The sequence below is a fragment of the Burkholderia sp. JPY481 genome (assembly GCF_038900515.1).
Classification (GTDB): Bacteria; Pseudomonadota; Gammaproteobacteria; order Burkholderiales; family Burkholderiaceae; genus Paraburkholderia; species Paraburkholderia youngii.
This window is the reverse complement of sequence record NZ_JAYMRT010000007.1, coordinates 134254-154235: the sequence shown is the minus strand read 5'-3', so window position 1 is coordinate 154235 and position 19982 is coordinate 134254. Positions and strand designations below refer to the sequence as shown.

The following is a 19982-nucleotide window of genomic DNA, read 5'->3' as shown; positions in this document are numbered from 1 at the left end:
GCTCAGGTCGCCGCCCGTGAACGCGGAACCTGCGCCGCACGCGGACTTCAGGAGCCCGTGTCGCGCAGCACATTCAACTAGGCTGTTTCATTGGCTTGGTTGTATAGACAAGATAGCGAATTGAAGAGGGTGGCGGAACTAGGGTTTTTGCTGAGGACGAGCGACACGCATTCAAGAAGAGCGGGCGTTTCCGCGTTAAGCGAAATTCGAAAGCGGAATCGGAGCGGCCGCTGGAGCAGTAGATGTATATTCAACTTAGGCGCGCTGTGAGAAGGTTCAAGATGAGCGACGCCGCGCCGCGCGCGCCGCGCCGTCAAAGCTCGAGTGCAAGAAACCTCGTGCCCTCGACCGGATTTGCGTAGAAGGGCGCGATTTCTACGAACCCCAATCGCTCGTAGATGCGCTGCGCGAAAGCGGTTTTCGGCACCGAGTCGAGGACCAGCTTCGAGAAGCCCAACGATTTTGCCTTCCCGATCACCGAGTTCACCAGCGTTTCCCCGAGACGCATCCCTCTGAATGCGTCGCGAACGAAGAGGCGCTTGATTTCGGCGGTCCCGGCACTATGGCGCAGCAGCCCCGCGCAACCGGCGAGTTCGCCGCCGGCATCGGCGACGAAGAACATGCCGGATGGCAACGTGTAAACCGCTTCGAACGCGTCCATTTCGGCATCGAATCCACGGTACGACAAATCCAGATCCAGCCACTGGACATACTCGCGGATCACGGCGACGAGCTTGCACGTATCGGCGGGGAAAACGGCTTCGCGAACGATCGGCGGCGGCGTTTGCATGGCGGCTCTCAAATCCATACGTCGTTTTCGGCCGTTCTTTCGTTGGTCGTATCGCCGGTGTTCACGACGCCACGCGGTTCGATCAGCAGCAGCTTCACTTCGGAGCCGGCATACGGCTTGTGCTCGACTCCTTTTGGAACCACCGCCATTTCACCGGCAAGCAGTTCGATCGAGCGGTCGCGAAAGTCGATGCGCAAGCGGCCTTCGAGAACGATGAAGGTCTCGTCGGTGTCGGCATGCCGGTGCCAGACGAAATCACCCTCTATCTTTACGACCTTGAACTGATAGTCGTTCATTTCGGCAACGACGCGCGGCTGCCAGTGATCGTCGATCTGACGGATCTTGTCGAGCAGATTGATCGTCTTGTACTGGCCGCGTTGCTCGGGTTTCGGCTGGGAATCGCTGTGCATGGTGGCTCCATTCGGGGGATATCTGGAACAGAGCTTAGGCTGGCCGCCGGCGAGTGTCTTGAACGATCGTGCAAGCTTGTGCTAGCCGGCGCGACGATCGCTCGTCATCACGAGCCAACGCGCGGGCGGGATCCCGTATGCGTGACGAAAATGCCGGGTCATGTGGCTCTGGTCGGCGAAGCCGGCCGCTGCCGCCGTGTCCACGAGGGAAACGCCGCGCAGCATCATCGCGCGCGCCGCTTCGAGCCGGCGCATGACCAGGTAGTGATAGGGGCTGGTGCCGTAAAAGGTTCGAAAATCGCGCGACAGGCTCCAGCGGTCCTGTCCGCTGACGGCGGCAAGTTCATCCAGCGTGACGACGCGGCTGCTCGATGCATGAAGATATTCCCGTGCCCGCTGCGCTGCCGCGAAATCCGCGGACCTGCGCGCAGCTCGGGCGTCCGACACGCTATCCAGCGCGAGCGCGAGACCGGCGAGCGCGTCGTCGCGCTCGAGCGGCTCCGCGTCGCCGCGCATCTGGCGCAGTGCTGTCTTCGTCGCTTCGAACAGCCGTGGATCGTTCGTGACTCCGCCTTCGACGAATGGCAGCGGCCGGCCGCCGAGGACCTCCTGGATGGCGGCTGGCTGCACGTAAATCATCTGATAACGGAATCCCTCCTGCGTGCCGGCCTGACCGTCGTGCGCTTCGTCGGGATGCAGCACCATCGTCTGTCCGGGCAGGCTGGTGCGCAAGCCGCGCCGGTAGTGAAAGCACTGAACGCCGGCGAGCGTCAGGCCGATCGCGTAGGTGTCGTGCCGATGCAGCGAGTACGCATTGCCGTGGAAAAAGGCTTCGATGCGTTCGACTCCGCCGCTGGTTTCCGAACGGGAAATCCAGTCGGATTGGGCTTTGCTGGTATCGCCGTCGATGACGCTCTCCGGCTTCGATTGACAGATCTGCGGGAATCCCCGTACATCAGCTCATTGTATCGATGTGGACGTGCGACGCACGGGAGGTCCGGTCCGCGCGCTTTTCCGTCAGCCCAAAAATGAGGCAGAATCAAGACGTGCGACCCGCTGCGCGACGCAGTCCGCCGTGTTCGCTTAATCGTTCCGCTTTGGGGTTCCAGGGCCCCGCGTCGCCATCCGCCGCGCACAGCGTTTGTGTCCTCGTGTTGTCGTTTTCCTGATCGACGCTTGCGCATCCTGCCGGTATCACGCGCGAGATGCCTCTCAACCGCCCGCCCAGAGCCTAGCAATGACGACCCAGCAACCGACCATCATCTACACCCTCACCGACGAGGCCCCGCTGCTCGCGACCGCCGCGTTCCTGCCGATCATCCGGACCTTCACCAGGCCGGCCGGCATCGAGGTCGAGACCAGCGACATCTCGGTCGCGGGCCGCATCCTCGGTGAGTTCCCCGAGTTTCTGACCGAAGCGCAGCGGGTGCCCGACAACCTCGCTGAACTGGGTCGCCTGACCTCGTTGCCCGACACTAACATCATCAAGCTGCCCAACATCAGCGCATCGGTGCCGCAACTGACGAGCGCGATCAAGGAACTGCAGGCGAAGGGCTACAAGGTGCCCGACTATCCGGAAGATCCGAAGACCGACGCCGAGAAGGCGATTCGTCAACGCTACTCGAAGTGTCTCGGCAGCGCGGTCAACCCGGTGCTGCGCGAGGGCAACTCGGACCGTCGCGCGCCGGCCGCGGTGAAGAACTACGCGCGCAAGCATCCGCACAGCATGACCGAATGGAGCATGGCGTCGCGCACGCACGTCGCCACCATGCGGCACGGCGACTTCTATCACGGCGAAAAGTCGATGACGCTCGATCGCGCGCGCGACGTGAAGATGGAACTCGTCACCAAGGACGGCAAGACGATCGTGCTGAAGCCGAAGGTCGCGCTAGAGGACGGCGAGATCATCGACAGCATGTTCATGAGCAAAAAGGCGCTGCTCGCGTTCTATGAAGACCAGATGGAAGACGCTCGCAAGACCGGCATGATGCTGTCGCTGCACGTGAAGGCGACGATGATGAAGATCTCGCATCCGATCGTCTTCGGCCACGCGGTGAAGGTGTTCTACAAGGACGCGTTCGCGAAGCACGGCAAGCTGTTCGACGAACTCGGCGTGAACGTCAACAACGGCCTCGTCAATCTGTACGAGAAGATCGAGACGCTGCCGGAATCGCAGCGCGAGGAAGTGATCCGCGACCTGCACGCGTGCCACGAGCATCGTCCGGAACTGGCGATGGTCGATTCGGCGAAGGGTATCTCGAACCTGCACGCGCCGAACGACGTGATCGTCGATGCGTCGATGCCGGCGATGATTCGCGCCGGCGGCAAGATGTGGGGCGCCGACGGCCGTCCGAAAGACACCAAGGCGGTGATCCCGGAGAGCACCTTCGCGCGCATCTACCAGGAGATCATCAACTTCTGCAAGACCAACGGCGCGTTCGATCCGGTCACGATGGGCACGGTGCCGAACGTCGGCCTGATGGCGCAGAAGGCGGAAGAATACGGCTCGCACGACAAGACCTTCGAAGTGCCGGAAGACGGCGAGGCGCGCATCGTCGATCTCGCGAGCGGCGAGGTGCTGCTCACGCAGAACGTCGAGCAGGGCGACATCTGGCGCATGTGCGAAGTGAAAGACGCGGCGATCCGCGACTGGGTCAAGCTCGCGGTCACGCGCGTGCGCAATTCGCGCACGCCTGCCGTGTTCTGGCTCGATCCGTATCGTCCGCACGAAGCCGAGCTGATCAAGAAGGTCGAGGCTTACCTGAAGGATTACGACACCACCGGCCTCGACATCCAGATCATGTCGCAGGTGCGCGCGATGCGTTACACGCTCGAGCGCGTCGTGCGCGGGCTCGATACGATCTCGGTCACCGGCAACATCCTGCGCGATTATCTGACCGACCTGTTCCCGATCATGGAGCTGGGCACGAGCGCAAAGATGCTGTCGATCGTGCCGTTGATGGCGGGCGGCGGCATGTACGAGACCGGCGCGGGCGGTTCGGCGCCGAAGCACGTAAAGCAGCTCGTCGAAGAGAACCATCTGCGCTGGGACTCGCTCGGCGAATTCCTCGCGCTCGCGGTGTCGCTCGAAGAGCTGGGCATCAAGACCGGCAACAACCGGGCGAAGATCCTCGCGAAGACGCTCGACACCGCAACCGGCAAGCTGCTCGACAACAACCGCAGCCCGAGCCCGAAGACGGGCGAGCTCGACAATCGCGGCAGCCAGTTCTATCTGGCGATGTACTGGGCGCAGGAGCTGGCCGCGCAAACGGACGATGCCGCGCTCGCCGCGCAGTTCGCGCCGCTCGCGACACAGCTGACCGCCAACGAGCAGGTGATCGTGGCGGAGCTCGCGTCGGTGCAGGGCGCGCCGGCGGACATCGGCGGCTATTACAAGCCGGACTTCAACAAGCTCGAAGAGGTGATGCGGCCGAGCCGCACGCTGAACGAGGCGCTCAAGGCGGTGCGCGTCGAGTGACGTGATGGGTGTGAAGTGAGCTGATGTGCTGATGTGCTGATGTGCGCACGGGCCGCCGGCGGGCGGCTCGGAGCGATCGTGCGCGCCGCGAATGCTATGCTCTCGGTCGACCAAAAATCATGCGCCCGCGGCGCGACATCCACACATGACGAAACTGATCAAGCGCGCTTCGGCCGAGGCGCGCGCTTTCCGTAACCGGGACGCCGAAGCCATCGGCGGTAAGCAGAAAATGGCGCCCAGACAGGCGCCAAAAACCGCGCGCAACGCGAACCGCGCCGTCGATCATGAGCTTCACGACGCGCCGCAAATCGAAGCGCCGCGCAAGCCGCGCTTCGCACCGGTGACGTTCTCCGAAGAGGGCGGCGTGCGCTACCTGCATTTCGGCACGGAATGGGTGCAAGGCGCGATGCGCCTGCGCAAGCCGGATCACATCGAACTCGAATACGCGCAGCAGATGATGGCCTGGCTGCTGTTCCTCGAAACGCCGAAGCGCATCGTGCAGCTCGGGCTCGGCGCGGCGGCGCTGACCAAGTTCGCGCATCGCTTCCTGAAGAGCGCGAAGGTCGAGGCCGTCGAGCTGAATCCGGCGGTCGTGGTGGCCGCGCGCACGATGTTCGAACTGCCGCCCGACGATGCGCGCCTGACCGTGCACGAAACCGACGCGTGGGACTTCGTCAACGAGAGCGCGAACCACGGCACCATCGGCGCGCTGCAGATCGACGTCTACGACGCGACCGCGCGCGGCCCGGTGCTCGACAGCGTCGGCTTTTACCGCGCGGCGCGCGCGTGTCTGACCGACGCGGGCATCGTCACGGTGAATCTGTTCGGCGATCACCCGAGCTTCGTGCGCAACATGAAGCGCCTGAACGAAGCCTTCGACGGCCGCGTCGTCGCGCTGCCCGAAGTGCACGACGGCAACCGCATCGCGATCGCGTTCTCGGGCCCCGCGCTCGACGTGCCGTTCGCCGCGCTCGACGCGCGCGCGAAGCTGATCGAAGCCGAGCTCGGCTTGCCGGCGCGCAAGTGGATCAAGGGCCTGCGCGAATCGACGGGGCAAACGGGCGCATCGTTTGCGATCTGAGCGCTGAATTCCCGTCCGTGAACGGAGAATCAGACGGCCGTGCCGGCGTATCAGTCGGCACGGCCGTTTTGCTTCCGGTATTTTTTTCACGTCGATGCTGCGGCGTCATCCAGTCTGCATCGTTGGACGCCAATGTGCCTCGGGGTCGCCCCGGCTTGACCGGGCGTTCGCCACTCCTATACTCTTTCGAGGCTTTCGGGGAGCCCGTGGCGGACCGCGGGACGACCACCCGCTGAGTTCCTCCTCCCGTCGACCACGGGCAGATAAATTCAAAATAGGAAAAAACAGGAGACGTCATGGCTCACGACGCCGACGTGAAGAAAGCCAGCAAGCACTGGCTCTGGCTATTGCTGCTACCGTGGATCGCGATGATCTGGGTGCCGTCCTACAACCGGATCGAGCCGCAGCTGTTCGATTTCCCGTTCTTCTACTGGTACCAGCTGCTGTGGGTGCTGATCAGCGCGGTCATCACCGCGTTCGTCTATGTGAAGACCAAGTCCCGCTATACGGGTCGCCCGAACGGGGGCGCACAACGATGAACCCCATTGCAACTTTCGTCTTCGTTCTGTTTTTCATCGGCGTCACGATTCTCGGTTTCGTCGCGGCCCACTGGCGGCGCGGCGATCTCGCGCATCTCGAAGAGTGGGGTCTCGGCGGCCGGCGCTTCGGCACGATCGTCACGTGGTTCCTGCTCGGCGGCGACCTGTACACCGCGTACACCTTCATCGCGGTGCCGGCGCTCGTGTTCGGCGCGGGCGCAACCGGCTTCTTCGCGCTGCCGTACACGATCCTGATCTATCCGTTCGCGTTCGTCGTGTTCCCGAAGCTGTGGAGCATCGCGAAGCGCCACGGCTACGTGACGTCGGCGGACTTCGTGTCGGCCCGCTACGGTAGCCGCATGCTGGCGCTCGCGGTCGCCGTGACCGGCATCGTCGCGACGATGCCGTACATCGCGCTGCAGCTGGTCGGTATCGAAGTGGTGATCGGCGCGCTCGGTTTCGACACCACCGGCTTCGTCGGCGATCTGCCGCTGATCATCGCGTTCGCGATCCTCGCGGCGTACACGTACACGTCGGGCCTGCGCGCGCCGGCAATGATCGCGGTCGTCAAGGACATTCTGATCTACGTGACGATCTTCGCCGCGATCATCGTGATTCCGCCGCAGTTGGGCGGCTTCGGCCATATCTTCGGCGCGGTGCCACCGGCCAAGCTGCTGCTGAAGTCGCCGGACGTGTCGAGCCTGAACGGCTATAGCGCGTACGCGACGCTCGCGGTGGGTTCGGCGCTCGCGCTGTTCCTGTACCCGCACTCGATTACCGCGGTGCTGTCGTCGAAGTCGGGCAACACGATCCGCCGCAATATGGCGTTGCTGCCGGCGTATTCGCTGGTGCTGGGCCTGCTCGCGCTGCTCGGCTTCATGGCGCTCGCGGCCGGCGTGAAGGACATGCCCGAGTTTGCGCCGTACTTCAAGGCCTTCGGCCCGAACTTCGCAGTGCCGGCGCTGTTCCTGCACTTCTTCCCATCGTGGTTCGTCGGCGTCGCGTTCGCGGCGATCGGTATCGGCGCGCTGGTGCCGGCGGCGATCATGTCGATCGCGGCGGCGAACCTGTACACGCGCAACGTGCACAAGGAGTTCATCAACCGCAACATGACGCACGAGCAGGAGACCAATGTCGCGAAGCTGGTGTCGCTGATCGTCAAGGTCGGCGCGGTTGCGTTCATTCTGGGTCTGCCGCTGACCTACGCGATCCAGCTGCAGCTGCTCGGCGGGATCTGGATCATCCAGACGCTGCCGGCCATCGTGCTCGGTCTCTACACGCGGGTGCTCGACTATCGGGGTCTGCTGCTCGGCTGGGCGGCAGGCATCGCGACCGGTACGTGGATGGCGATTTCGTTGAACCTCGCGGGCTCGATCTTCACGATCCATCTGTTCGGCATGGCGATTCCGGGCTATGCGGCGGTGTGGTCGCTGATCGTGAACCTCGTGGTGTCGGTGGTCGTGAGCCTGATCGTGCGCGCGGTGGGCATGCAGCGCGCCGAGGACCGCACCCGTCCGGAGGACTACCTGGACGTCGTCGAAGGCTGATTCCGGCTGCAACGTTACGGTCTGAAACACGCAACGCCCGCCGACGCGAGTCGGCGGGCGTTTGTGTTTGCGGGGTACTCCAGGGCAGGATAGCGGAACCGTCCTTTCACGCGTTTGCCGCGCCCCACCATGGCTGCTGCCGATACTCCCACTGTGATCCCCCGCCGCGCGGCGCTGAGCCGGATGGTGCGCGCGGTCACGTCGCCGTATTACCGGTACCGCCACGCGAAGGTGCTGCATAGCCTGCGCGTCGGCCTCGCGATGCTGGTGTCGATTCTGGCGACGACCGGAATCGATATCCCGCACGGCATCTGGTCGTCGGTGACGCTGCTGGTGGTGATCGGCGGCTTGCAGCATCACGGCAATATCCGCAAGAAGGCGGCCGAACGCGCGGCCGGTACGCTGCTCGGTGCGTCGATCGGCCTGTTGCTGATCGTGCAGCAGAACTTCATTGGCTCGCTGCCGCTCACCTATGTGCTGGAGGCGATCATCGCGTCGATCTGCGCGTGGTTCGCGATCGGCTCGTCCGGCTATATCGGGCTTCTGACCGCGATCACGATGTGCATCGTCGCGGGCCACGGCGACAACCTGATCGATGTCGGCCTGTGGCGCACGCTGAACGTGCTGATCGGCATCGTGATCGCGCTGGCGTTTTCGTTCGCGTTTCCGCTGCACGCAACGTATTCGTGGCGCTACGGGCTGGCCGCCAATCTGCGCGAATGCGCTGGCATCTACGCGCGCCTGCTCGACGGCGAGACGATCACCGAAGAAGAGCAGGTCAAGCGCTTTCTGCGGATCAACAAGCGGCTCGTGCAACTGCGCTCGTTGATGCCGTCGGTCGCAAAGGAAATCGACGTGCCGCAGTCGAGGCTCGAGGAGATCCAGCGACTGCATCGCTCAGTGCTCAGCTCGCTCGAGCTGCTGGCCACCGGGCCGCTGATGAACGCCGCCGCCGCCGCGCGCAGCGCCTATGCAGCGCAGTGCGGCGCCGAGGTGCGGGCCGTGCGCGCGATCCTGTTGTCCACCGCGCGCGGGCTGCGCTTCGGCCGTCCGTCGCGCTTCGGCATTCCGGCCGCGGCGCCGCTCGCGAAGGGGCATGGCGACGTGACCACCGCGTTGCCGCCCGACTGGCAAGGGCCGTACTGGCTCGGTCAGCGGCTCGCGGAGCGGGTGGACCGGCTGCGTGCGCTATTGCTGGAGACCGAGCCGAACTGGAACATCGAGCGGCACGAGCGGGCGACGCGTGGCGGGTAGGTGGTCGAGCGGTCGAACCCAAAGGCTCGGCCGCGAAGCCTCAAGCCTGCGGCGGCAGCGTGACCATCCACATCATGCCGAAGCGATCCACCACCATACCGAAGCCCTTGCTCCAGAACGTTGGCTGGAACGGCATCACGACCTGGCCGCCATCGGCGAGCGCGTTGAAGCATTTTTCCGCCGACGCGCTGTCTTCGACGGTCAGCGACAGGCTGAAGCCATTGAACGGGCCGGCCGCCGGATCGCAGTTGCCGTCGGAAGCCATCCACGTGCTCGAGCCCAGCTGCACGTTCGCGTGCATGATCTTGTCGGCGAGCTCGGGGCGGGGCGGGTTTTGCGCATCGGGTGGCGCGTCCTTGAACAGCATCTTGAAGGTCACCTGGGCGCCGAGTTTGTCGGTGTAGTAGTCGAGCGCTTCCTGGCAACGGCCGTTGAAGAACACGTAGGGCTGAACGTACATGATCGTCTCCTTGGGTCAGGCGTTGGGCGGGCGCCGTCGGTCCTCGCCAGCTCGGGCGGGGAGGGGCGTGCAGTCGATTGTAGTCGCGGCGTAAACGGGGAGCGGCGCTGAGCCGTGAGGTTCAGCGCCGCCTGTCATGGATGGCTTTCGAGCGGAGCGGGCGCAGCGCGGCGAGCGCGAACGTGAAAGTCACTCAGCCAGCCACGTCCGTCGCCCGCGGCACCTCAGCGCAGCGTGTCGATCAGCTTTTCCAGCTTGATTGCGTCCGCGGCGAACGTGCGGATGCCTTCGGCGAGCTTCTCGGTCGCCATCGCGTCGTCGTTGACGAGGAAGCGGAACGACTTTTCGTCGACCGGCACGCGCTCGATGTCCGCTTGGTGCGATGCCTCCGGCGACAGCTTGCGCTCGATCTTGTCGGTGCTGTCGTGCAGTTTTTGCAGCAGGTCCGGGCTGATCGTCAGCAGATCGCAGCCAGCCAGTTCCAGGATCTGCGAGGTCGTGCGGAAGCTCGCGCCCATCACCTCGGTCTTGTAGCCGAACTTCTTGTAGTACGCATAGATGCGGCGCACCGACTTGACGCCCGGATCGTTGGGGCCGCCGTCTTTCGCTTCGTCCCACGCGCTGCCGGCGCTCTTCTTGTACCAGTCGTAGATGCGGCCGACGAACGGCGAGATCAGCTGCGCGCCGGCTTCCGCGCAGGCGGCAGCCTGCGGGAGCGAGAACAGCAGCGTCATGTTGCAGCTGATGCCTTCCTTCTGCAGCACCTCGGCCGCGCGCACGCCTTCCCACGTCGATGCGAGCTTGATCAGCACGCGGTCGCGTTCGATGCCGTGCTCCTTGTACAGCGCGATCAGTTCATGGGCTTTCTTGATCGAACCTTCGATGTCGAACGACAGGCGCGCGTCGACTTCGGTCGACACCCGCCCGGGGATGATCTTCAGGATTTCGGTGCCGAACGCGATCAGCAACTGGTCGATGATCGCACCGACCGGCTTCGACGCATGCGCCTTCACGGTCTTTTCGAGCAGCGGCCGGTAGTCGTCTTTCTGCACGGCCTTCAGAATCAGCGACGGATTAGTGGTCGCATCGCGCGGCTTGTACTGCGCGAGCTGCTGGAAGTCGCCAGTGTCGGCCACCACGGTGGTGTATTGCTTGAGTTGGTCGAGTGCGGTTGTCATGTTCGGGCCTTCAGGGCGCATGTGCGCCGTGGTTCAGGAGAAATGAGGATGCCACCGCGCCGGCTGGACAAAACACAGCAATCAGCCGGCGCCGGCGGCCGCGGGTCAAGCCGCAGCGCGTCCCGCGATGGCGCCGGGAAACGCTGCCGGATACATCTATTCTATGGCGGATCGCCGAGGACGGCATGAACACCGGGTACGGACAGCCGGGCGCGGTGTTCCGTTCACACGCGGCGCGCGTTCAGCACGACTTGCGTGATCACGCCGGCGACGAGCCCCCAGAACGCCGAGCCGATCGACAGCAGCGTGAGCCCCGAGGCGGTCACCATGAACGTGACGAGCGCCGCCTCGCGCTGCCGCGTATCGTGCATCGCATTGGCGAGGCCGCTCATGATCGAGCCGAACAGCGCGAGCGCCGCGACAGAGACGACCAGCTCCTTCGGAAACGCCGCGAACAGCGCGGCGATCGTCGCGCCGAACACGCCCGCGAGCAGATAAAAAATGCCGCCCCATACCGCCGCCGTGTAGCGGCGCGCGGGGTTTTCGTGCGCTTCCGGGCCGGTGCAGATCGCCGCTGTGATCGCCGCAAGATTGATGCCGTGCGAGCCGAACGGCGCGAGCAGCAGCGACGCGACGCCGGTCGTCGCGATCAGCGGCGCGGACGGGGTCGTATAGCCGTCGGCGCGCAGCACCGCGATGCCCGGCACGTTCTGCGAGGCCATCGCGACCACGAACAGCGGAATGCCGATGCTCACGCACGCCGCCACCGAAAACGACGGCATCGTCAGCACCGGATGCGCGAGCGCGACGTGAAAGTGGCTGAAGTCGAGCAGCCCGAGGCCGCCGGCGGCTGCCGTGCCGACCACGAGCGTGCTCGGAATCGCGTAACGCGGCGCAAACCGTTTGACGATCAGGTAGGTGAAGAACATCGTCAGCACGAGCGCGGTCTGGTACTGCGCGGCGCGGAAAATCTCGATGCCGATTTCGAACAGGATGCCCGCGAGCAGCGCCGCCGCGAGGCCGGACGGAATCCGCTTCATCAGCGCGTCGAACCAGCCGGTGACGCCGACCAGCGTCAGCAGCGCCGCGCAGAAGATGAACGCGCCGATGGCCTGCGCATACTCGACATGCGGCAGCGACGACACCAGGAGCGCCGCGCCCGGCGTCGACCACGCGATCACGATCGGCGCGCGAAAGCGCAGCGACAGGCCGATCGTACAGAGGCCCATGCCGATCGACAGCGCCCAGATCCACGACGAAATCTGCGCGTCGCTCAGATGCGCGGCCTGGCCCGCCTGGAACATCAGCACGAGCGAGCTCGTGTAGCCGGTCATCGCCGCGACGAAGCCCGCGACGATCGTCGACAGCGACGTATCGGCGAGCGGATTGAAGCGCCTCTGCGGCGCGGCGGCGGGGGACAGCTGGGGCGACGGGGACGAACTCATGCGAAGGCTTTGTTGTTGTGGAAGTTGAAGCGTCGGGACGCGGGTTCCGGAACGACGGGCGTTACTTGCTCAGCACCCGCATGGCCGTCTCCAGGCCCGCGAGCGTCAGCGGATACATGCGGTGGCCCAGCACTTCGCGTATCGCGCTGACCGACTGCCGATACGGCCACAGTGCTTCCGGTTCGGGGTTCAGCCACGCGAAGTGCGGGAAGTGATCGGCGAGCCGGCGCAGCCATACGGCGCCGGCCTCGGCGTTGTTGTACTCGACCGAGCCGCCCCGCTGCAACACTTCGTACGGGCTCATCGTCGCGTCGCCGACGAAGATCAGCTTGTAGTCCGGCGTGAACCTGTGCAGCACGTCCCACGTGGGCGTGCGCTCGGCGTGGCGGCGGCGGTTGTTCTTCCACAGGAAGTCGTACACGCAGTTGTGGAAGTAGTAGAACTCGAGGTGCTTGAACTCGGCCTTCGCGGCGGAGAACAGCTCCTCGGTGCGCTTCACGTGATCGTCCATCGAGCCGCCGACGTCGAGCAGCATCAGCACTTTCACGTTGTTGTGCCGCTCGGGCACCATCTTCAGATCGAGCCAGCCGGCGTTCGCGGCGGTGCTGCGGATCGTGTCGGGCAGATCGAGTTCTTCCGCGGCGCCTTCGCGCGCGAAGCGGCGCAAGCGCCGCAGCGCGACCTTGATGTTGCGTGTGCCGATTTCGACCTGGTCGTCGTAGTCGCGATACGCGCGCGCTTCCCAGACCTTGACGGCGGTGCGATTGCCGGCCGCGTCGCCGCCGATGCGCACCCCCTCGGGGTTATAGCCGCCGTTGCCGAACGGCGACGTGCCGCCCGTGCCGATCCATTTGTTGCCGCCCTCGTGGCGCTCCTTCTGCTCGTCGAACAGTTCCTTCAGACGCTCCATCAGCTTGTCGATGCCGCCCATCGCTTCGATCTGCGCTTTTTCCTCGGGCGACAGATCGCGTTGCAGCTGCTTCTTCAGCCAGTCGAGCGGAATCTCGAACGCGAGCTCCGAGCTCGCCGCGACACCGTTGAAAAAGGCGCCGAACGCCTGGTCGAACTTGTCGAAGTACTGCTCGTCTTTCACGAGCGTGATGCGCGACAAGTAGTAGAACTCGTCGAGCGACGGCGCGATCACGTTGGCCTTTAGCGCTTCGAGCAGTGTCAGGTATTCCTTCACCGAGACCGGCAGCTTGGCGGCGCGCAGCGAGTAGAAGAAGTCGATCAGCATGCTAGGGCCTGCGGCGCGGGGGCGCTCAACGGTTGTTGCGGTTCATGAACAGCAGCCGCTCGAACAGGCCCACGTCCTGTTCGTTCTTCAGCAGCGCGCCGTGCAGCGGCGGCACGATCTGCTTGTGGTCGGCCGAGCGCAGCGCTTCGGGCGGAATGTCTTCGGCGAGCAGCAGCTTGAGCCAGTCGAGCAGTTCGGAGGTGGACGGCTTCTTCTTCAGCCCGGCGACGTTGCGCAGTTCGAAGAAGCTCTGCAGCGCGGCGGCGAGCAGATCCTTCTTGATGCCGGGGTAGTGCACGTCGACGATCTGCTGCATCGTCGTCGCGTCCGGAAACTTGATGTAGTGAAAGAAGCAGCGGCGCAGGAACGCGTCGGGCAGTTCCTTCTCGTTGTTCGACGTGATGATCACGAGCGGGCGATGCTTCGCGCGCACCAACTCGCGCGTCTCGTACACGTAGAACTCCATGCGGTCGAGTTCGCGCAGCAGGTCGTTCGGGAATTCGATGTCGGCCTTGTCGATCTCGTCGATCAGCAGCACGCTCTGCTCGTCCGATTCGAACGCCTGCCACAGCACGCCCTTGACAATGTAGTTGCGGATGTCCTTCACGCGTTCGTCGCCGAGCTGCGAATCGCGCAGACGCGACACCGCGTCGTATTCGTACAGGCCCTGCTGGGCCTTGGTGGTCGACTTGATGTGCCATTGCAAAAGCGGCATGCCGAGCGCGGCGGCGACTTCCTCGGCGAGCATGGTCTTGCCGGTGCCGGGCTCGCCCTTGATCAGGAGCGGACGCTTGAGCGTCATCGCGGCGTTGACCGCGAGCTTGAGGTCGTCGGTGGCGACGTACTGCGATGAGCCTTCGAAACGCATGGCGAGATGCTCTTGTGCGGGAAAAAACCCAGTATAAGTCAGAAGGCCTGTTGGCCTGAAACCGGCTCACGTATGGTGTGAGCCGCGCCGGGTAGACGCGCTGGTGCCGCTGTGGCGTCATCGTGAAGCCGCCGCGAGCAGGGCGCGCGGCCCGTCCAGACGGGCGTTGCGCGGCTCCCGCGCGTTGTGGACGTTCGGCGCGGCGTCGCGGTACAATGGGCCCGATTTTTTTGGCCTGCGTGGCCACCTTATAAGAAGAACGGCCGGACCGCTGCCTTTGTGGGCACCCGTTTCCCCTCAAGCCAGGTTACATCTATGAATAAATTCGTCGGCAAACACGTCGTGATCGCAGCGCTGTCGGTGCTCGCGGGGTACGCGGTCAGTGCGCAGGCAGCGGATGTCGTAGGCAACGCCAAGGCGGGCCAGGACAAGGTCGCGATGTGTATCGGCTGCCACGGCATCCCTGAATACCGCACGGCTTATCCAGAGGTTTTCCGCGTGCCGAAGCTCGGCGGGCAAAATCAGGCCTACCTCGAGATCGCGCTGCGCGCCTACAAGAAGGGCGACCGCCATTTCGACACGATGCACGCGATCGCGACCTCGCTGTCGGATCAGGACATTGCCGACATTGCCGCCTACTACGCAGCGCAAACTGCCGCTTCGAAAAACAATCCCGACAAGTGATCGGCGTCGGTCACAGTACATCCAATTCGCGGGATAGGAGATTTCATGATCAAGCCCCAACAGGCACTCCACACGGTATTCAAGGCCGTCGGCGCGGCGGCGGTAATCGGTCTGGCCATGGCGAACGTCGCGCACGCGGCTGACGCGGGCAACGGCAAGGTGCTCGCCGACAGTCATAACTGCGCGGCCTGCCACGGTCCCGGCCTGAACAAGCCGGTGAGCCCGGAGTATCCGAAGCTGGCCGGTCAGCACTCCGACTATGTGTACTGGGCGCTGCGTCAGTACCAGATGGGCACCGGCAATCCGCACCTCGGCCGCAACAACCCGATCATGCAGGCACAGGTGCAGAGCCTGTCGCTAGGCGACATGAAGGACATCGCCGCTTACGTCGAATCGCTGGAAGGCGACCTCGTGCAGAAGAAGTAAGCGTAGGGCGCGGGTTTCGCGCCGCGGCTTCAAAAGCAAAACACCCCGCCTTGGCGGGGTGTTTTGCTTTGAGGGCATCGAGCCGGGGTATCCAGCCGCTTCAGTCGCGCGTCGCGCGCCGTTCGATACGCTGCAAATACGCGTCCGTGTCCGGCGGCGTGCCGGTGCGCTGCGCTTCCCAGATGGTTTCGCCGAGGCAGTCCATGATCGCGTGCTGCGCCTCGTGCGTCGAGCCGAGGCGTGCGGCGAGCCGCTCATGGGCGGCGCGAATGCCGGGCGGCTGGTCGATCGACAGTTGTTCAGAGATCGCCAGATGCATCGACAGGTGCAGGAACGGATTGGTCTGGCCGCGCTCCGGCGAATAGTCCTGCGCCTGGGCAGCGGGGGCGTCGGCGAGGTCGGCGTGATACTCGGGATGCTCGACGATCCAATCGGCGGCGATCGCCTCGAGCGGCGTCAGAATCTCGCCTTGGCGCTGTTTGCGCCAGGTGTCGGTGAAAAAGAGGCGAACTTCGTCGCGGCTGGGATTGAACATCGTGGAACCGGTGCGTGGGAGTGGGGCGTGCGCGGAGCGCGACGGCGTGTGTACGCAGTGCGCACCGCGTGTAAAGCATCATTTTACGCGGCGGCCGTTCGGGCTGCAGGCGCGCTGCGCGGTCTGCGGTTTCGACTGGGCCGCCGTTAAAGATCGGGCGGCGGAGTCTTCGGCCGGAACTCGCACAGCGGCTCGATCACGCAATGCCAGCATTCCGGCCGGCGCGCCTTGCACACGTACCGTCCATGCAGGATCAGCCAGTGGTGCGCATCCTTCCTGAATTCGGCGGGCGTGAATTTTTCGAGGGCCGCCTCGACCGCGCGCACGTCCTTGCCGGGCGCGAGGCCGGTGCGGTTCGCGACGCGGAAAATGTGCGTGTCGACCGCGATGGTCGGATGGCCGAACGCGGTGTTCAGGATCACGTTGGCCGTTTTGCGGCCGACACCCGGCAGCCCTTCGAGGGCCTCGCGATCCTCGGGCACCTCGCCGCCGTACTGGTCGAGCAGGATGCGGCAGGTCGCGATCACGTTCTTCGCCTTCGTGCGATACAGGCCGATCGTCTTGATATAGCTCGCGACACCTTCCTCACCGAGTTCCAACACCTTCTGCGGCGTGTTCGCGACCGGGAACATCCTGCGCATCGCCTTGTTGACCGACACGTCGGTTGCTTGTGCCGACAGCAGCACCGCGATCAGCAGCTCGAACGGCGTCGTGTACTCGAGCTCGGTGGTCGGGTGCGGATTCAGGCTCTGAAGCGTTTCGTAGATCGCGCGGCGTTTGTTCGCGTTCATGCGGAGCGGGTCCGTGTGGGTGGGAAGGTTGCGCCGGGGGCGGTCAGCGCGCGCTCGGCGGCGAGCCGGACGGCGGCTTTGAATCATCGGACTCGTTCGACGACGGCTCCGAGCCGTGTGTGTCGTCGCCGCTGGCAAGACCGAGACGGCGGCGGCGCGCTTCGGCGGCGTCGATCTGCGCCTGCACGTCGGCGCTGACGTTCTCGGTGTTCAGCGGTCCCTGGCCTTTCGCGGCCATTTCTTCTTTCTTCTTGCGCGCGCGTTCGAGCGCGGCCTGGATGATCGCGCGTTTCTTCGCTTCGGCGTCGTCCGCGATCGGGGCGGCGGGGGCCTCGGACGGCGTTGTCGCGCCGCTCGCTGGAGCCGCGCCCGACGCGGCCGCCCCCGGCGCGCTCGCACTCGCGGCTCGCCGCGCCGCAGCACGCGCTTCGGCGGCGTCGCGCTCGCGCGCGAGACGGCTCTCGTGGCGGTTATGACGCGCCCGCGCCGCGTCTGCCTCGCTCTGGCTCCATGCATCCCAGCCGGTGGCCTGGCCGGTCACGGGCAGCATCGCGATGCAGTCGACCGGGCAGGGCGGCACGCACAGGTCGCAGCCGGTGCAGAGCTCGGCGATCACGGTGTGCATCTGTTTCGGTGCGCCAACTATCGCGTCGACCGGACACGCCTGCATGCATAGCGTGCAGCCGATGCACACCTGTTCGTCGATAACCGCCAAGGGGCGCGGGCGTTCGACGCCATTGGCGGAATTGAGCGGAATCACCGGCTTGCCGAGCAGCGCGGCGAGGCGCGCGATCCCCTCGGCACCGCCGGGCGGGCACTGGTTATAGTTCGCCTCGCCACTGGCGACGGCTTCGGCATACGGACGGCATGCGGGATAACCGCACTTCGTGCATTGCGTTTGGGGGAGCAGATCTTCGATGCGATCCGCGAGTGTTTTGACGTCTGTCACGGTTACGGCGCGGGGGTTTGCCGTGCGATCGCACGACCTGAACTAAATAGCACATTATCGCCGATTTCCCGGATTGCCATTCGCAATCCATGTGCCATAATCGAAGCGCTTCATTCGAAAGACCGCAGAAAAGGGTGTGTTTCCCAACCACGACGCGCCCGCTAAACGCCGCCAAAAAAGAGGCTCGAGGAGAGGCCGGCGGCGCGATCCGGATAACGCGGCTCACGAAGACGATGCCACCATGAATCAGCCGAAAATCAAAAGAGATCCTGAAGGCACGAGGCGCCGCATTTTGCTTGCGGCGGCGGAAGAGTTTGCAAATGGAGGACTGTTCGGCGCACGAGTCGATCAGATCGCTCGCCGCGCCGAAACCAATGAACGAATGCTCTATTACTACTTCGGTAGCAAGGAGCAGCTATTCACCGCGGTACTCGAGCACGCGTTCAGCGCACTCAATGAAGCGGAACGCACGCTCGAACTCAACGGGGTCGCGCCCGTCGAGGCGGTTACGCGTCTCGCGCATTTCGTGTGGGACTACTACCGCGATCATCCCGAGTTATTGAGGCTCATCAACAACGAGAATCTGCATGAAGCACGCTACATGCAGAAATCGACGCGCATACGCGAAATGATTTCGCCGATCGTCGCCACGCTCGGCGGCATCCTCGAACGCGGGCAACGCGCGGGGTTGTTTCGCACGAACGTCGACCCGTTGCGTTTTTACGTGACGCTTTCGGGCATGGGTTACTACATCGTGTCGAACCGCTTCACGCTCGAAGCGACGCTCGGGCGCGATTTCAGCAGCGCCGCCGAACGCAGCGAGGTGATTCAGATGAATACCGAACTGCTGCTCGCGTACCTGTTGAGAAAGTAACGGCCCGTGCGGCGGTGATCATTGCCGCGGCCAAACATCAGTATCACGAATAAAGCGCGATAAAAAAGCCAACGGCCTCGAAGGAGACCGTTGGCTTTTTATATGCTGTTGCAAGTTTAATGCTCAGGCTTCGACTTTTTCTTTAGCCGTTTTTGCGGTCTTGTTGTGCTCGAGAATGAAGTCGCGCAATTGCGGGTAAATGATCGTGCGCCAGCGGCGGCCCGAGAAAATGCCGTAGTGGCCGCATTTCTCCGCGGTGAAGTGACGCTTGTTCTTCGCCGCAATGCCGCTGCACAGGTCGTGCGCCGCGTAGGTCTGGCCGTCGCCGGAAATGTCGTCGAGTTCGCCTTCGATCGTAAACAGCGCGGTCGTCGTGATGTCTTGCGGCCGTACCGGTTCGCCGTTGACGACCCACGTGCCCTCGGCAAGACGGAATTCCTGGAACACGACGCGGATCGTGTCGAGGTAATAGTCGGCATCCATGTCGAGCACCGCGTTGTACTCGTCGTAGAAGCGGCGGTGCGCTTCGGCGTCGTCCTCGTCGCCGCGCAGCAGGCTCTGGTAGAAATCCCAGTGCGATGCCGCGTGACGCTCCGGATTCATCGCGACGAAGCCGGTGTGCTGCAGGAAGCCCGGATATACCTTGCGGCCCGTACCCGGATAGTTCGGCGGCACCGTGAAGATCACGTTGTTCTCGAACCATTCGTACGAATGCTGCGTGGCGAGCGAATTGACCGAGGTCGGGCTTTTGCGCGCGTCGATCGGGCCGCCCATCATCGTCATCGTGCGCGGCGTGTCCTCGCCGCGGCTCGCCATCAGCGAAATGGCGGCGAGCACCGGCACGGTCGGCTGGCACACCGAGATCACGTGCAGATTCTTCGCGCCGATATGGCGAATGAACTCCTGGATATACGCGATGTAGTCGTTCAGACCGAACCAGCCGGCCTCAAGCGGCACCATGCGCGCGTCGATCCAGTCGGTGATGTAGACCTTGTGGTCTTGCAGCAACGTGCGCACGGTGTCGCGCAGCAGCGTGGCGTGGTGTCCTGACAACGGTGCGCAGACCAGCACGACCGGTTCGTCTTTCAACTGGCTGACGGCTTCGCTGTCGTCCGCGAAGCGCTTGAAGCGCATCAGACGGCAGAACGGCTTTTCGATGATCGTCTGCTCGACGATCGGAATGTTATGTCCGTCTTTAACGATCTGATGAATGTTGAACTCGGGCTTTTCATAATCCTTGCCGAGCCGGTAAAGCAGTTCGTAGCCGGCGGACAGGCGCGTGGCGCCCGGCACGTAGGCTAACGGACTGGCCGGATTCGCAAATGATTTCGATGCGGCCTGGGCCCAGGCGGTGAGGGGGCTCAAAATCGCCCGGCTGAATTCGTGCAGTTGATAGAGCATGTTTGCTCCGTTTTAAGCGGTTCGCATTGGGCTTC

Annotated in this window: 20 protein-coding genes; 8 read left to right on the top strand and 12 right to left on the bottom strand. The window is 64.1% G+C overall.

All coding sequences use genetic code 11. The features are described 5' to 3' along the window. Positions 1 to 313: 313 nt before the first annotated feature. The 3 genes from VSR82_RS18900 to VSR82_RS18890 form a co-directional block, all read right to left on the bottom strand. The gene (locus tag VSR82_RS18900) at positions 314 to 790 is read right to left on the bottom strand and encodes a GNAT family N-acetyltransferase (RefSeq protein WP_429460495.1); all 477 of its coding nucleotides are present in this window, start codon (positions 788 to 790) and stop codon (positions 314 to 316) included. Positions 791 to 798: 8 nt separating this feature from the next. After that, positions 799 to 1200: a cupin domain-containing protein gene (locus VSR82_RS18895; RefSeq protein ID WP_368587369.1), complete on the bottom strand. Its 402-nt coding sequence runs from the start codon at positions 1198 to 1200 to the stop codon at positions 799 to 801. Positions 1201 to 1281: 81 nt separating this feature from the next. Beyond that, the gene (locus VSR82_RS18890; RefSeq protein ID WP_498858002.1) at positions 1282 to 2073 is read right to left on the bottom strand and encodes an AraC family transcriptional regulator; all 792 of its coding nucleotides are present in this window, start codon (positions 2071 to 2073) and stop codon (positions 1282 to 1284) included. 364 nt (positions 2074 to 2437) lie between these two features. On the opposite strand from VSR82_RS18890, the gene VSR82_RS18885 reads away from it, so the two are divergent. The 5 genes from VSR82_RS18885 to VSR82_RS18865 all read left to right on the top strand — a co-directional run bounded on the left by VSR82_RS18885 (position 2438) and on the right by VSR82_RS18865 (position 9099). Further along, entirely contained in the window at positions 2438 to 4678 is a 2241-nt protein-coding gene (locus tag VSR82_RS18885; protein ID WP_410850576.1) for an NADP-dependent isocitrate dehydrogenase, read from the top strand. A gap of 145 nt (positions 4679 to 4823) precedes the next feature. After that, the gene (locus VSR82_RS18880) at positions 4824 to 5759 is read left to right on the top strand and encodes a class I SAM-dependent methyltransferase (RefSeq protein ID WP_368587372.1); all 936 of its coding nucleotides are present in this window, start codon (positions 4824 to 4826) and stop codon (positions 5757 to 5759) included. A gap of 296 nt (positions 5760 to 6055) precedes the next feature. Continuing rightward, positions 6056 to 6298, top strand: a complete 243-nt coding sequence (locus VSR82_RS18875) for a DUF3311 domain-containing protein (RefSeq protein ID WP_176366947.1) — start codon at positions 6056 to 6058, stop codon at positions 6296 to 6298. After that, positions 6295 to 7845 (top strand): monocarboxylate uptake permease MctP, encoded by a 1551-nt coding sequence (gene mctP, locus VSR82_RS18870; protein ID WP_429460490.1) that lies wholly within the window; start codon positions 6295 to 6297, stop codon positions 7843 to 7845. The genes VSR82_RS18875 and mctP overlap by 4 nt, the downstream gene beginning before the upstream one ends. A gap of 129 nt (positions 7846 to 7974) precedes the next feature. Further along, positions 7975 to 9099 carry an FUSC family protein gene (locus VSR82_RS18865; protein ID WP_429460488.1) on the top strand — a complete coding sequence of 375 codons (1125 nt, stop codon included), beginning with the start codon at positions 7975 to 7977 and terminating at the stop codon, positions 9097 to 9099. A gap of 40 nt (positions 9100 to 9139) precedes the next feature. Here the strand turns inward: VSR82_RS18865 and VSR82_RS18860 are convergent, their stop codons facing one another. The 5 genes from VSR82_RS18860 to VSR82_RS18840 all read right to left on the bottom strand — a co-directional run bounded on the left by VSR82_RS18860 (position 9140) and on the right by VSR82_RS18840 (position 14287). Further along, the gene (locus VSR82_RS18860) at positions 9140 to 9559 is read right to left on the bottom strand and encodes a VOC family protein (RefSeq protein ID WP_368587375.1); all 420 of its coding nucleotides are present in this window, start codon (positions 9557 to 9559) and stop codon (positions 9140 to 9142) included. 224 nt (positions 9560 to 9783) lie between these two features. After that, complete coding sequence (gene tal, locus VSR82_RS18855; protein ID WP_368587376.1) at positions 9784 to 10737, bottom strand: transaldolase; 954 nt, start codon at positions 10735 to 10737, stop codon at positions 9784 to 9786. Between the two features lie 224 nt (positions 10738 to 10961). Next, on the bottom strand, positions 10962 to 12182 hold the full coding sequence (locus tag VSR82_RS18850) for a benzoate/H(+) symporter BenE family transporter (RefSeq protein WP_368587377.1): 1221 nt from the start codon (positions 12180 to 12182) through the stop codon (positions 10962 to 10964). Between the two features lie 61 nt (positions 12183 to 12243). After that, complete coding sequence (locus tag VSR82_RS18845) at positions 12244 to 13419, bottom strand: vWA domain-containing protein (protein ID WP_429460482.1); 1176 nt, start codon at positions 13417 to 13419, stop codon at positions 12244 to 12246. Positions 13420 to 13444: 25 nt separating this feature from the next. Then, entirely contained in the window at positions 13445 to 14287 is an 843-nt protein-coding gene (locus VSR82_RS18840; RefSeq protein WP_176109203.1) for an AAA family ATPase, read from the bottom strand. A 315-nt stretch (positions 14288 to 14602) separates the two neighbouring features. Here VSR82_RS18840 and VSR82_RS18835 point away from each other — a divergent pair, with 315 nt between their 5' ends. Both VSR82_RS18835 and VSR82_RS18830 read left to right on the top strand, forming a co-directional pair. After that, positions 14603 to 14971: a c-type cytochrome gene (locus VSR82_RS18835; RefSeq protein WP_013088844.1), complete on the top strand. Its 369-nt coding sequence runs from the start codon at positions 14603 to 14605 to the stop codon at positions 14969 to 14971. A gap of 45 nt (positions 14972 to 15016) precedes the next feature. Next, on the top strand, positions 15017 to 15397 hold the full coding sequence (locus VSR82_RS18830; RefSeq protein WP_368587379.1) for a c-type cytochrome: 381 nt from the start codon (positions 15017 to 15019) through the stop codon (positions 15395 to 15397). Between the two features lie 100 nt (positions 15398 to 15497). On the opposite strand, the gene VSR82_RS18825 is transcribed toward VSR82_RS18830, so the two are convergent. The 3 genes from VSR82_RS18825 to rsxB all read right to left on the bottom strand — a co-directional run bounded on the left by VSR82_RS18825 (position 15498) and on the right by rsxB (position 17672). Beyond that, a complete protein-coding gene (locus tag VSR82_RS18825) occupies positions 15498 to 15932 on the bottom strand; it encodes a DUF1841 family protein (RefSeq protein ID WP_013088846.1) in 435 nt (144 codons plus the stop codon). Between the two features lie 146 nt (positions 15933 to 16078). Further along, complete coding sequence (gene nth / locus VSR82_RS18820; RefSeq protein WP_368587380.1) at positions 16079 to 16723, bottom strand: endonuclease III; 645 nt, start codon at positions 16721 to 16723, stop codon at positions 16079 to 16081. Between the two features lie 43 nt (positions 16724 to 16766). Beyond that, a complete protein-coding gene (gene rsxB, locus VSR82_RS18815; RefSeq protein ID WP_429460479.1) occupies positions 16767 to 17672 on the bottom strand; it encodes an electron transport complex subunit RsxB in 906 nt (301 codons plus the stop codon). Positions 17673 to 17913: 241 nt separating this feature from the next. Here rsxB and VSR82_RS18810 point away from each other — a divergent pair, with 241 nt between their 5' ends. Continuing rightward, positions 17914 to 18546, top strand: a complete 633-nt coding sequence (locus VSR82_RS18810; RefSeq protein WP_042327581.1) for a TetR/AcrR family transcriptional regulator — start codon at positions 17914 to 17916, stop codon at positions 18544 to 18546. 123 nt (positions 18547 to 18669) lie between these two features. Here the strand turns inward: VSR82_RS18810 and VSR82_RS18805 are convergent, their stop codons facing one another. Beyond that, on the bottom strand, positions 18670 to 19947 hold the full coding sequence (locus VSR82_RS18805) for a polyhydroxyalkanoate depolymerase (protein WP_184227669.1): 1278 nt from the start codon (positions 19945 to 19947) through the stop codon (positions 18670 to 18672). Positions 19948 to 19982 lie beyond the last annotated feature (35 nt).

Bases quoted from the DNA above. Each gene is read 5' to 3' on its own strand.
- VSR82_RS18845 (WP_429460482.1), bottom strand. From the start codon at position 13,419: ATGCTGATCGACTTCTTCTACTCGCTGCGCGCCGCCAAGCTGCCGGTC.
- VSR82_RS18830 (WP_368587379.1), top strand. From the start codon at position 15,017: ATGATCAAGCCCCAACAGGCACTCCACACGGTATTCAAGGCCGTCGGC.
- nth (WP_368587380.1), bottom strand. From the start codon at position 16,723: ATGAACGCGAACAAACGCCGCGCGATCTACGAAACGCTTCAGAGCCTG.
- VSR82_RS18885 (WP_410850576.1), top strand. From the start codon at position 2,438: ATGACGACCCAGCAACCGACCATCATCTACACCCTCACCGACGAGGCC.
- VSR82_RS18875 (WP_176366947.1), top strand. From the start codon at position 6,056: ATGGCTCACGACGCCGACGTGAAGAAAGCCAGCAAGCACTGGCTCTGG.
- VSR82_RS18880 (WP_368587372.1), top strand. From the start codon at position 4,824: ATGACGAAACTGATCAAGCGCGCTTCGGCCGAGGCGCGCGCTTTCCGT.
- VSR82_RS18805 (WP_184227669.1), bottom strand. From the start codon at position 19,947: ATGCTCTATCAACTGCACGAATTCAGCCGGGCGATTTTGAGCCCCCTC.
- VSR82_RS18825 (WP_013088846.1), bottom strand. From the start codon at position 15,932: ATGTTCAATCCCAGCCGCGACGAAGTTCGCCTCTTTTTCACCGACACC.
- VSR82_RS18860 (WP_368587375.1), bottom strand. From the start codon at position 9,559: ATGTACGTTCAGCCCTACGTGTTCTTCAACGGCCGTTGCCAGGAAGCG.
- tal (WP_368587376.1), bottom strand. From the start codon at position 10,737: ATGACAACCGCACTCGACCAACTCAAGCAATACACCACCGTGGTGGCC.
- VSR82_RS18840 (WP_176109203.1), bottom strand. From the start codon at position 14,287: ATGCGTTTCGAAGGCTCATCGCAGTACGTCGCCACCGACGACCTCAAG.
- VSR82_RS18865 (WP_429460488.1), top strand. From the start codon at position 7,975: ATGGCTGCTGCCGATACTCCCACTGTGATCCCCCGCCGCGCGGCGCTG.
- mctP (WP_429460490.1), top strand. From the start codon at position 6,295: ATGAACCCCATTGCAACTTTCGTCTTCGTTCTGTTTTTCATCGGCGTC.
- VSR82_RS18900 (WP_429460495.1), bottom strand. From the start codon at position 790: ATGCAAACGCCGCCGCCGATCGTTCGCGAAGCCGTTTTCCCCGCCGAT.
- VSR82_RS18895 (WP_368587369.1), bottom strand. From the start codon at position 1,200: ATGCACAGCGATTCCCAGCCGAAACCCGAGCAACGCGGCCAGTACAAG.
- VSR82_RS18835 (WP_013088844.1), top strand. From the start codon at position 14,603: ATGAATAAATTCGTCGGCAAACACGTCGTGATCGCAGCGCTGTCGGTG.
- VSR82_RS18810 (WP_042327581.1), top strand. From the start codon at position 17,914: ATGAATCAGCCGAAAATCAAAAGAGATCCTGAAGGCACGAGGCGCCGC.
- VSR82_RS18850 (WP_368587377.1), bottom strand. From the start codon at position 12,182: ATGAGTTCGTCCCCGTCGCCCCAGCTGTCCCCCGCCGCCGCGCCGCAG.